9 protein-coding genes, 19 tRNA genes, 2 rRNA genes and 1 pseudogene are annotated in these 10,521 nt (G+C 32.9%); 29 read left to right on the top strand and 2 right to left on the bottom strand.

The features are described 5' to 3' along the window. The 26 genes from T369_RS0107705 to T369_RS0107580 form a co-directional block, all read left to right on the top strand. Positions 1–136, top strand: a 23S ribosomal RNA gene (locus T369_RS0107705); the annotation flags it as partial. Positions 137–205: 69 nt separating this feature from the next. Further along, a 5S ribosomal RNA gene (rrf, locus tag T369_RS0107700) occupies positions 206–320 on the top strand. A 9-nt stretch (positions 321–329) separates the two neighbouring features. After that, a tRNA-Val gene (locus T369_RS0107695) sits at positions 330–405 on the top strand. Between the two features lie 5 nt (positions 406–410). Continuing rightward, positions 411–486: transfer RNA gene (locus T369_RS0107690), tRNA-Thr, on the top strand. A 10-nt stretch (positions 487–496) separates the two neighbouring features. Continuing rightward, positions 497–572: transfer RNA gene (locus T369_RS0107685), tRNA-Lys, on the top strand. A gap of 7 nt (positions 573–579) precedes the next feature. After that, positions 580–664: transfer RNA gene (locus T369_RS0107680), tRNA-Leu, on the top strand. A gap of 12 nt (positions 665–676) precedes the next feature. Further along, positions 677–751, top strand: a tRNA-Gly gene (locus tag T369_RS0107675). A gap of 14 nt (positions 752–765) precedes the next feature. Further along, positions 766–852: transfer RNA gene (locus T369_RS0107670), tRNA-Leu, on the top strand. An 8-nt stretch (positions 853–860) separates the two neighbouring features. Next, positions 861–937, top strand: a tRNA-Arg gene (locus T369_RS0107665). Between the two features lie 9 nt (positions 938–946). Continuing rightward, positions 947–1,023 (top strand) — tRNA-Pro (locus T369_RS0107660). 17 nt (positions 1,024–1,040) lie between these two features. Continuing rightward, positions 1,041–1,116 (top strand) — tRNA-Ala (locus T369_RS0107655). A gap of 27 nt (positions 1,117–1,143) precedes the next feature. Continuing rightward, a tRNA-Met gene (locus T369_RS0107650) sits at positions 1,144–1,220 on the top strand. A 31-nt stretch (positions 1,221–1,251) separates the two neighbouring features. Beyond that, positions 1,252–1,328: transfer RNA gene (locus T369_RS0107645), tRNA-Ile, on the top strand. A 7-nt stretch (positions 1,329–1,335) separates the two neighbouring features. Beyond that, a tRNA-Ser gene (locus T369_RS0107640) sits at positions 1,336–1,428 on the top strand. A 10-nt stretch (positions 1,429–1,438) separates the two neighbouring features. Beyond that, positions 1,439–1,512 (top strand) — tRNA-Met (locus T369_RS0107635). A gap of 14 nt (positions 1,513–1,526) precedes the next feature. After that, positions 1,527–1,602: transfer RNA gene (locus T369_RS0107630), tRNA-Asp, on the top strand. A 25-nt stretch (positions 1,603–1,627) separates the two neighbouring features. Continuing rightward, positions 1,628–1,703: transfer RNA gene (locus T369_RS0107625), tRNA-Phe, on the top strand. 8 nt (positions 1,704–1,711) lie between these two features. After that, positions 1,712–1,783: transfer RNA gene (locus T369_RS0107620), tRNA-Phe, on the top strand. Between the two features lie 4 nt (positions 1,784–1,787). Further along, a tRNA-Thr gene (locus tag T369_RS0107615) sits at positions 1,788–1,860 on the top strand. Between the two features lie 15 nt (positions 1,861–1,875). Further along, positions 1,876–1,959 (top strand) — tRNA-Tyr (locus tag T369_RS0107610). A gap of 4 nt (positions 1,960–1,963) precedes the next feature. Further along, positions 1,964–2,034 (top strand) — tRNA-Trp (locus T369_RS0107605). A 192-nt stretch (positions 2,035–2,226) separates the two neighbouring features. Continuing rightward, positions 2,227–3,078, top strand: a complete 852-nt coding sequence (locus T369_RS0107600; RefSeq protein WP_006363803.1) for a ParB/RepB/Spo0J family partition protein — start codon at positions 2,227–2,229, stop codon at positions 3,076–3,078. 10 nt (positions 3,079–3,088) lie between these two features. Further along, positions 3,089–3,850, top strand: a complete 762-nt coding sequence (locus tag T369_RS0107595) for a ParA family protein (RefSeq protein WP_031553858.1) — start codon at positions 3,089–3,091, stop codon at positions 3,848–3,850. Continuing rightward, complete coding sequence (locus T369_RS0107590; RefSeq protein WP_031553856.1) at positions 3,843–4,700, top strand: ParB/RepB/Spo0J family partition protein; 858 nt, start codon at positions 3,843–3,845, stop codon at positions 4,698–4,700. The genes T369_RS0107595 and T369_RS0107590 overlap by 8 nt, the downstream gene beginning before the upstream one ends. Positions 4,701–4,703: 3 nt before the next feature. Further along, complete coding sequence (locus T369_RS0107585) at positions 4,704–5,570, top strand: mechanosensitive ion channel family protein (protein ID WP_031553855.1); 867 nt, start codon at positions 4,704–4,706, stop codon at positions 5,568–5,570. 12 nt (positions 5,571–5,582) lie between these two features. Continuing rightward, a complete protein-coding gene (locus T369_RS0107580; protein WP_031553853.1) occupies positions 5,583–5,768 on the top strand; it encodes a DUF951 domain-containing protein in 186 nt (61 codons plus the stop codon). A gap of 53 nt (positions 5,769–5,821) precedes the next feature. On the opposite strand, the gene T369_RS0107575 is transcribed toward T369_RS0107580, so the two are convergent. Further along, the gene (locus tag T369_RS0107575) at positions 5,822–6,400 is read right to left on the bottom strand and encodes a GNAT family N-acetyltransferase (RefSeq protein ID WP_031553850.1); all 579 of its coding nucleotides are present in this window, start codon (positions 6,398–6,400) and stop codon (positions 5,822–5,824) included. A 127-nt stretch (positions 6,401–6,527) separates the two neighbouring features. Next, on the bottom strand, positions 6,528–7,379 hold the full coding sequence (locus tag T369_RS0107570; protein WP_031553847.1) for a VOC family protein: 852 nt from the start codon (positions 7,377–7,379) through the stop codon (positions 6,528–6,530). Positions 7,380–7,648: 269 nt separating this feature from the next. Here T369_RS0107570 and ychF point away from each other — a divergent pair, with 269 nt between their 5' ends. From ychF to T369_RS0107555, 3 genes and pseudogenes are all read left to right on the top strand, one after another. Beyond that, a complete protein-coding gene (gene ychF, locus T369_RS0107565; protein ID WP_031553844.1) occupies positions 7,649–8,749 on the top strand; it encodes a redox-regulated ATPase YchF in 1,101 nt (366 codons plus the stop codon). Between the two features lie 127 nt (positions 8,750–8,876). After that, entirely contained in the window at positions 8,877–10,157 is a 1,281-nt protein-coding gene (locus tag T369_RS0107560; protein WP_031553842.1) for a DUF6792 domain-containing protein, read from the top strand. A gap of 187 nt (positions 10,158–10,344) precedes the next feature. Continuing rightward, a pseudogene (locus T369_RS0107555) lies at positions 10,345–10,521 on the top strand (IS5/IS1182 family transposase); the annotation flags it as partial.

Here is a 10,521-nt window from a genome sequence, read left to right as displayed (position 1 = left end):
AGCATGAAGCCCCCCTCGAGATGAGATTTCCCACGGATATTAAGACCCCTTGAAGACGACAAGGAGAATAGGTTAGGAGTGTAAGTGTGGTAACACATTCAGCTGACTAATACTAATAGGTCGAGGACTTAATCAAGTGAAGTTCTTTTGGTTAAGTGGTTGACAAAGGAATAAATGATGATATAATAGATGTATGAAGTTTTCGTCTGGTGGCGATAGCGAAGAGGACACACCTGTACCCATACCGAACACAGAAGTTAAGCTCTTTAGCGTCGAATGTAGTTGGGTTTACGCCCTGCGAGACTAGAACGTTGCCAGGCTTTTGATTTGGAGGTTTAGCTCAGCTGGGAGAGCACTTGCCTTACAAGCAAGGGGTCAGCGGTTCGATCCCGTTAACCTCCACCATTTATGCCGGCCTAGCTCAGTTGGTAGAGCAACTGACTTGTAATCAGTAGGTCGGGGGTTCAAGTCCTCTGGCCGGCACCATTTCTAATTAGAGCCATTAGCTCAGTTGGTAGAGCATTTGACTTTTAATCAAAGGGTCGAAGGTTCGAGTCCTTCATGGCTCACCATTCTTTTGCGGGTGTGGCGGAATTGGCAGACGCACTAGACTTAGGATCTAGCGCCTCACGGCGTGGGGGTTCGACTCCCTTCACCCGCACCATTCTAGATATTCGCGAAAGTAGTTCAGGGGTAGAACATCACCTTGCCAAGGTGAGGGTCGCGGGTTCAAATCCCGTCTTTCGCTCCAATAGTTAATATAGTGCCGGGGTGGCGGAACTGGCAGACGCACAGGACTTAAAATCCTGCGGTAGCAATACCGTACCGGTTCGATTCCGGTCCTCGGCACCATTATATTAGCGCCCATAGCTCAATTGGATAGAGCGTTTGACTACGGATCAAAAGGTTAGGGGTTCGACTCCTCTTGGGCGCGCCATTAATCAAACGGGAAGTAGCTCAGCTTGGTAGAGCACTTGGTTTGGGACCAAGGGGTCGCAGGTTCGAATCCTGTCTTCCCGACCATTTAAAATTATTATTTAGGGGCCTTAGCTCAGCTGGGAGAGCGCCTGCTTTGCACGCAGGAGGTCAGCGGTTCGATCCCGCTAGGCTCCACCATTTTAATATTGAATTTAAGCCTTTATTGGCGGCGTAGCTCAGCTGGCTAGAGCGTACGGTTCATACCCGTAAGGTCGGGGGTTCGATCCCCTCTGCCGCCACCAATAAATAGTTTAGTGAATTCTAAAGGAACACGGACTCTTAGCTCAGTTGGTTAGAGCTATCGGCTCATAACCGATCGGTCGCAGGTTCGAGTCCTGCAGAGTCCACCATTTTTAAGGAGGAATACCCAAGTCCGGCTGAAGGGATCGGTCTTGAAAACCGACAGGAGTGTAAAAGCTCGCAGGGGTTCGAATCCCCTTTCCTCCTCCATTTTTATTATCGCGGGATGGAGCAGTCTGGCAGCTCGTTGGGCTCATAACCCAAAGGTCGATGGTTCAAATCCATCTCCCGCAATTTTTTAATATCTTGGTCCCGTGGTGTAGCGGTTATCACGCCTGCCTGTCACGCAGGAGATCGCGGGTTCGATTCCCGTCGGGACCGCCATTTTTTTATGTAAAAATTTAATAATGCCTCGATAGCTCAGTTGGTAGAGCAATGGATTGAAGCTCCATGTGTCGGCAGTTCGACTCTGTCTCGAGGCACCATGTTGCCGGCCTAGCTCAGTTGGTAGAGCAATGGATTGAAGCTCCATGTGTCGGCAGTTCGACTCTGTCTCGAGGCACCATGTTGCCGGCCTAGCTCAGTTGGTAGAGCAACTGACTTGTAATCAGTAGGTCGGGGGTTCAAGTCCTCTGGCCGGCATTTTTTTTATATTTTGGGAAGATAGCGAAGAGGCTAAACGCGGCGGACTGTAAATCCGCTCCTTAGGGTTCAGTGGTTCGAATCCACTTCTTCCCACCATTTTAGGGACGTAGTTTAACGGTAGAACAAAGGTCTCCAAAACCTTTGGCGTGGGTTCGATTCCTGCCGTCCCTGTTGATTGAAGTATATCATTAGATATACTTTTTTTTTATGTTTTTATGATAATTTTAAGTATATTTTAGGAAATATATTTCTAGAATGCCTTTAAAATATAGATATTTATGATTTTATATTTGGGAAATATTTTTGACTTTTATATAAAAGTATGTTATTGTAGTATTGTGTTTGAATCTTAGGAGGTAAAATATGACTGAAAGTGTAAAACCCTTTAGTAAATTATATGATTTAACTCAAAGGGCTGAAAAGGTGGGTATATCTGATGATGATGTACTTAGAGAAATAAGAATAGAAAAGATAGTACCTAACAAGTACCAACCTCGTAGGGAGTTTACTGAAGATAAAATAAAAGAATTAGCAGAATCGATTAAACAGAATGGGTTATTGCAGTCTATAACTGTAAGAGATATGGGTAATGGATTTTATGAATTAATAGCGGGAGAACGACGTTTACGTGCTCTAAAGTATTTAGAGTATCCAACAACAAAAGCTATTGTTAAAGAGCTAACTAATGAACAAATGGCTACTCTAGCTTTAATTGAAAATATTCAAAGGGAGGAACTAACTCCTATTGAAGAAGCTTATGCATATCAAGAATTATTAAGTATCAATAATCTAACACAAGATGAATTAGCTAAGTCACTTGGAAAAACTCAAGCTACTGTAGCTAATAAGCTTAGATTACTTAAATTATGTAGTAAAGTAGTAGATGCGATTAATTCTAAACGTATTACTGAAAGACATGGGCGTGCAATGGTTAAACTGGATCCTAGTGCTCAAGAAAAAATATTGAATCAGATTTTAACGCAAAGTTTAAATGTCTCTCAAACAGAAGAAAGAATTGAAACTTATTTACGTATTAAAAATGAAACAAAAAATAATGATTCAACACAACCTAACTATGATGCTCAAAAAATATTAGCAAGATTAACAAAAGATATTGCAAAACTTGAAGAAAAATATGGAGTTAGCTTAAATAAAGAAGAAGAAGAAGGAATGGAAAGTATTGTTGTGAAAGTAACAGTACCTAGATACATTTAGAGTGAGGTAAATAATGAAAATTTTAGCAATATGTAATCAAAAAGGCGGTGTAGGAAAAACTACAACAGCTATTAACTTAGCTGCCTCTTTGGCACATTTAAAGAAAAAAGTTCTTTTGATAGATACTGATCCACAGGCTAATGCAACTAGTGGAGTTGGTGTTGATAAAGCCACAGTAGAACAATCAGTTTATGATATTTTAGTTGATGAGGTAGATATCAATGATGTAATTACTAAAACCGCATATGAAAACTTAGATATAGTACCATCTAGTATTGCTCTAGCAGGAGCAGAAGTTGAACTAGTTTCGGCAATTAGTAGAGAACAACGACTTAAAAATGCTATTTCAGAAATATCAGGAAAATATGATTATGTAATTATTGATTGTCCTCCATCATTAGGACTTATAACACTAAATTCACTAACTGCTGCTAGCGGTGTAATTATCCCAGTGCAAACAGAGTACTATGCTCTAGAAGGTTTAAGTCAATTAATGAATACATTTAATATAGTTAAAAAACATCTTAACTCAAAACTTGATATTTTTGGTGTATTACTTACTATGACAGATAGTAGAACTAATATTTCAAATCAAGTAGGAGAGCAAGTGAGAGAACATTTTAAAGGTAAAGCATTTAATACTGTTATAGCAAGAACAGTAAGATTAAGTGAAGCACCAAGTTTTGGAGAACCAATCATTGAGTATGCGAAAAACTCAAACGGAGCAAAACAATACTTATCATTAGCTAAAGAGGTGATTGAACGTGGCTAAAAAATCAGGTAAAGGATTAGGACGTGGCTTAGATGCAATCTTTGCTACAGAAAATGTAGAGTTAGTAACAGATAATGATAAAGTCTTAGAGATTTCTTTAGAAGAAATTAAGAAAAATCCATATCAACCAAGAACTATTTTTAATGAAGAGAAACTTGATGAATTAAAAGAATCTATTGAAAAAAATGGATTACTACAGCCAATAGTAGTGAAAAAAGCTGTAAAAGGATACTATATAATAGCGGGTGAAAGACGTTTCAGAGCTTTTGAACTATTAGGTAAAGAGACAATTCCTGCAATTGTAAAAGAGATAACTGATGAAGAAATGATGGTTTTCAGTGTATTAGAAAACTTACAACGTGAAGACTTATCGGCATTAGAAGAATCAGAAAGTTACAAAAATCTAATGGATAAGATGGAATTGACTCAAGAAGAGTTAGCAAAAAAACTAGGTAAGAGTCGCCCATATATAGCAAATAGTTTAAGACTTTTAAAACTTCCAACAGAAATTAAAAATAAGTTACTAAGTGGTGAGTTAAGTGCAGCTCATGCCAGAACATTACTTGCTTTAAAAACAAAAAAAGCAATGTTAGAAGTATGTGATAAAGTTATTGAACGAAAAATGTCAGTTCGTGAATTAGAGGAATATGTAGCAAAATTATTAAAACCAAAAGAAGTGAAAAAAGCTAAACCAAAAGATATATTTATAGAAGAACAAGAAAATATATTAAAAAAACGTTTAGGTACCGTAGTTACGATAAAACAAGGTAGAAATAAAAAAGGTAAGATAGAGATTGAATTTAAAGATAATGATGAGTTCGAAAGAATTTTAGAGTTATTTAAGGATTAAAATATGGATTTAATTAAAGAAAAATTTTCAAAAATATTTTATAATTCAGAACTAGGGTTTCAGATTTTAGAGAAATTAATAACGATTACTTTAATTATTATTATAGCTTCAATTAGTGTCAAGCTTTGTAATAAACTAGTTGATTATATAATGCTGACGAAAGACAATGCGAATAAAAAATTTAAAATCAAATCTAATGAAAAAAGATCAGAAACGCTTCATAAATTAATTAGAAGTGCAATTAGATACACAATCTATTTTATTGCATTTTTCCAAATTTTGTCAACGCTTGGTATAAATACAACGAGTATAGTAGCAAGTGCAGGTATAGCTTCTGTAGCGATAGGATTTGGTGCTCAAAGTTTGGTAAAAGATATAATATCAGGATTTTTTATTATTCTGGAAGGTCAATTCGATGTAGGCGATGAAGTAAAATTATATAATCAAGCTGCATTTATTGCTGGTGGGAGTGTAATCTCTTTAGGATTACGTTCTACTAAAATTCGTTCAGGTAATGGAGAGATTTACTTTATTCCAAATGGTTCTATTAATCAAGTAATTAACTATTCATTAACATATAACTTAGCAGAAGTAAAATTCTCTATCCAAATAGATGAAACAATAGAAGCTATAGAAGAACGAATCCAAAAAGTATTAGATGTAGCAAATAATAATGATAAATATCATAATTTTATTTATAAAAATGATAAACTACATGTTAATAATATTGAGCAAATCGCAGATAATATTCTTACGTTAAATATTGTTGGAAAAGCAAAAGTTGGAAAAAAACAAAGTGTTGAAACAATGTTAAGAAAAGATTTTTACAATGAATTTAAAGATAAATTAACATTATTAGAAGAAAAGTAGGAGAGTTAAACAATGGAATATGGTTTAAATGATATTGTTGAAATGAAAAAGCAACATCCATGTGGTACAAATAGATGGCAAATTACACGTATGGGTGCTGATATAAAGATAAAATGTTTAAAATGTGACAATAACATTATGATGCCACGACGAGAGTTTAATAAAAAAATAAAAAAAATATTAGAAAAGCATTCTTAATATCAATGAAAGACAACAAACATTCTGTTTTGTTGTCTTTTTTGTTTTAAGTGCTATTTATAAATTTTTCTAAAACTCCAGTTATCTACTTTTTTACCACGAAAATCTAACTCTTTATAATTAACATTTTCATACTTATTTTTTGAATAAAAGTGCTTGTTTTTTTCAATATTTGTAACAAATGATAATGATTTACCATTATTATCCATAACAAAAGTATCGATATAGTTTAAGAATTCACTTCCTATATTTTGCCCCTGGTATTTTGGAGATATAGCTAAAATCATTAAATACCAGTCTAGATCTGTTTCTTTTCTCAGGTACTCAGTAGTTTTATCGTTAAACACGAAAAATGATAAAATATTGTATATTGATACATATTTTAATAAAGATATTCCACCGTGGATAATATATTTAAAGAGAGAAATATCTTTTGTATGAAGTAATGCTATTCCTACAGGAATTTTGTCTTTTTCAACAACTATACAAATTCCAAATTTTATATAAAGCTTAATAAGAAGTTTGTATAAAGCTAATAGATAATCTGCATAGTTTTTATTTTTGTAAATATTTGATTTTAGCAGTGCGAATAATGGATAGTCTATAAAAGCTTCTTTACATATATTAGCCAATGTGTCGATTTCGTTTATATTTGCTTTACGATATTTAATGATAGTTACCTCCTAGTAAAATTATAATATTATATATTGACATCCTTTTATATTTACTATTATAACATATTAGAGTAGGTGTTTATCACTAATTTGATTGGTTTACTAAATGAACTTCTATTCCATTAGGATCATTTATTATTATTTTATTAGATAGCTCATGAACAATATTGATATTGTTTTCTTTTATATTGTTAATAATATTATTATAGGTAGCATTATTGACAAATATTATCTCAAAATAAGCTAGTCCTGGAGTGCCTTTTTGACGTAGATTTAGATTAGGACCAGCCCACTGGTTAACAGCTAAGTGATGATGATAATCTCCATAAGCAATCCAACTTACACTAGGGACAGTGAATTTATCTTTGAATCCAAGTACTTTTTGATAAAAGCTTGTTGATTCTGAAGAGTTTTTAACACTAAGGTGTATATGACCAATAGTAGTACCAACTGGAAGAGTATAAGGAATTACTTTTTCTGATATACTTAATAAATGATCTGCGTCAAGTTGTTCTGTAATTCCTACTATTTTACCATCCTCACGTTTATCCCAAGTACTTTCATCTTTATCGTAATAAACTTCAATACCATTACCTTCTATATCAGCTAGATAAAGAGCATTACTATATCCGTGGTCAGCTCCACCCTCAAGAGGAGTATGAGTATCAATGAAATGACGTAATATATTTGCTAAGTCTTGTTTGCTCGGAACTAAATAGGCTATATGATATAAACCATATGAGCGTACTAGAGGACCTTCGACTTTGTTTAAGTAAAGAAGGGGAGTATTATCTTTAGTACCAAGAGTAGCACCTGAATCATCGTTTGATATTAATTCCATTCCCATTGATTCTGTATAAAATTTAATTTGCTTTTCTAGATTTACTACATTTAATGTAACAGTGCCTAGTTTGATATTTGAATTGTATTTTTCCATAAGTATTACCTTCTTTTTAATTATTAGGTAATTTATTACCTTGTTATATAGTTTACATCTAGCAATATAATTTGTAAAGTACGTGTTTTTATAATAGTTAGTATCTTTTTAGATACTAATTAATAATATTAGGGTAATTTATTAGAAAAATAATGTAAATATAGTAATATTAAATGATAAGATAGAGTTTTTATGTTATAATAGTGTAGTTGAATAGGATAAACCTAAGAAAAAACGAAATATTATAACGAAAAGGAGTGATTAATACTATGGCACTAACAGCCGGAATAGTAGGATTACCAAACGTAGGAAAAAGTACTCTTTTTAATGCGATAACAAAAGCAGGAGCATTAGCGGCGAACTATCCATTCGCAACTATCGATCCAAACGTAGGAATAGTAGAAGTTCCAGACCATAGATTAAATAAATTAACTGAGCTTGTTGAACCTAAAAAAACTGTACCAACATCATTTGAATTTACAGACATTGCAGGTATTGTTAAAGGAGCATCAAAAGGTGAAGGGCTTGGGAATAAATTTTTAAGTCATATTCGTGAAGTAGATGCAATTTGCCAAGTTGTTAGATGTTTTGAAGATGAAAATATTACACACGTTGCAGGTGGAGTAGATCCATTATATGATATAGAGGTTATTAACTTAGAGTTAATTCTTGCCGACCTTGAAAGTGTAGAAAAACGTATAGGACGTGTAGAAAAACAAGCTAAACAAAAAGATAAAGATGCAGTAGCAGAATTTGGAGTATTATCTAAAGTACGTGATATTCTTAAAGAAGAAAAACCAGCACGTCTTTTAGAATTAGATAAAGAAGAACAAAAAATTGCTAAAGGATTACACTTACTAACAATGAAACCAATGCTCTATGTAGCAAACGTTAGTGAAGATGATTTATTAGATGTTGATGCTAATAAACATGTTGCAAGTGTCCGTGAATTCGCTGCAAGCGAAGGAAGTAAAGTTATCGTTGTTTGTGCAAAGATTGAAGAAGAAATGGCTGCACTTGAAGATGAAGAAAAAGCTATGTTCCTAGAAGAATTAGGAATAGATGAAAGTGGTCTAGATAAACTAATTAAAGCAAGTTATAATCTATTAGGATTAGCAACATACTTTACAGCAGGAGTGCAAGAAGTTCGTGCATGGACATTCAAAAAAGGAATGCTAGCTCCTGAATGTGCAGGGATTATTCATTCAGATTTCGAACGTGGATTTATTCGTGCAGAAACTGTAAGTTATGATGACCTAGTGGAATATGGTAGCATGGCAAAAGCAAAAGAAGCTGGTCGTGTTCGTCTAGAAGGTAAAGAATACGAAGTAAAAGATGGCGATATAATGCTATTTAGATTTAACGTATAGCAATAAATAAAATTATAATATTATAAACCTATGGTATATTTTGTACTCATAGGTTTTTTCTTTCTCTGTGAATACTGAAATGTGGTATAATATAATTTATTACAAAAATTTTCAAGGGGGAATTACTATGTTTTTACGCTTTTTTCATAACCCATTGTTATTAGCAAAATTAACTTGGTATGAATACTATATTAAAGGAAGCAAAAAACAAAGTACCGCAGAGTATAAAATAAAAAGAATAATTAAAGATGTTACAGGTGAAAAGATTACCGAATTTTATGTATATAATAGTGGTTTGTCTACACCTAAGTTATCAAAAAATGGATTTCAAGCAACAGCTATTTATATTCCAAAATATAAAGAAATACTAGTTATTTTTAGAGGTAGTGAAAAAGAGGATATAAGTGACTGGTTTTATAATTATACAGGTATAGTATCAGGAGAAAATACTAGCCAAATAGATTCAGCATTGGCCTTTGTTAGATATTTAAAAAGAAAGATAACTGATTTTGATGAGTGCTATAAAGTAGCTGCCGGTCATTCATTAGGAGGACATCTAGCAACAACTGTACAACTGTTAAAAGCACCATTCCAACGAGTATATACGTATAATACAGCTTTACCACAGCTAAATCAATTAAGAAAATATGATAAAAAATTCAATAAAAAGCTAGAGGAATATTTCTTAGAAAAAGATTTGGAGATGACAAATAAACTTCAGAATTTTACAGAGAACTATTATATTAAACATAGTCATCATATTTATAACTATGTTAGAAAAAATGACTTCGTTCAATCTATGAATATGACTGTTGGAACATTTTCCGTAGGTAAAACTATAGAATTTCCACCAATATTGAAAAACTTTGTTTCACCAGATGAGTTTTTATCGGAAGAAGATTCTTATGAACTGGATAGATTATTTGGTGATTTTTATAAACATTTATTATCTATCGGTATTTTACCTGATATGGTAAAAGATAAGCAAAAAGAAATTGCGGATGAGTTTGTAAATTTTTTAATCTCAGAAATAAAAGATCCTATTCACAACCAAATAGTAAGTATAGGAAGCTGGGGTAAAAAAAGTGATGGTTCAGATATAAAAAAATCGTATAGAGTATTTAAAGCGCTATATAATTATATGCTTTATCTTGCTCACTCTGGAATAATTCCTGAGGATGTAATTAACAGTGAAGAAAGTAAACAGGCGAGCACTTTATACCAAGAGGTATTAGGTAATGCCACAGCAATTAATCTAAAGAATCTTTTAAAACCGCTACAAGAATTCTATACATTAATAAAAGCAATTTATACTTTAGTTAATGCGAAAGAGTTTGATGATGTAGAAGGATGGGTTGAATTAGCTCAGGCTCATGACTTACCAATGTTTTACGATGTTTTAGAATAATAAAAAAAGTGTCTACATTTATTGTAGACACTTTTTTCAGGCTGTTGACAAATAAGTCAACAGCCTTTTTTAACTGAAATAAAACCTTTAAAATGGTATAATATAAGTATACAAAGGAGGTTTTAGTATGTTTAATAAAGTAGAAAATATAAAAGATGAAATAATACTAATGACACTATCAGAAATAGTACCTAAAGACCATTTTTTAAGAAAAGTAGATAAAGCTATCGATTTTAAATTTATTTATGATTTAACAGAAAAATACTATAGCCATACGACAGGGAGAAATAGTCTAGATCCTGTTGTATTATTTAAACTGGTATTTTTAAAAGACTTTTATGGAATAAAATCTATGAGAGAAACA

The sequence above is a fragment of the Gemella sanguinis ATCC 700632 genome (genome assembly GCF_000701685.1).
GTDB classification, from domain to species: domain Bacteria; phylum Bacillota; class Bacilli; order Staphylococcales; family Gemellaceae; genus Gemella; species Gemella sanguinis.
The sequence above is the reverse complement of the archived record's forward strand: the minus strand, read 5'-3'. Positions and strand labels throughout refer to the sequence as shown.

Coding starts and splice junctions, on each gene's coding strand:
- T369_RS0107600 (WP_006363803.1), top strand. CDS start 2,227: ATGACTGAAAGTGTAAAACCCTTTAGTAAATTATATGATTTAACTCAA.
- T369_RS0107585 (WP_031553855.1), top strand. CDS start 4,704: ATGGATTTAATTAAAGAAAAATTTTCAAAAATATTTTATAATTCAGAA.
- T369_RS0107580 (WP_031553853.1), top strand. CDS start 5,583: ATGGAATATGGTTTAAATGATATTGTTGAAATGAAAAAGCAACATCCA.
- T369_RS0107570 (WP_031553847.1), bottom strand. CDS start 7,379: ATGGAAAAATACAATTCAAATATCAAACTAGGCACTGTTACATTAAAT.
- ychF (WP_031553844.1), top strand. CDS start 7,649: ATGGCACTAACAGCCGGAATAGTAGGATTACCAAACGTAGGAAAAAGT.
- T369_RS0107560 (WP_031553842.1), top strand. CDS start 8,877: ATGTTTTTACGCTTTTTTCATAACCCATTGTTATTAGCAAAATTAACT.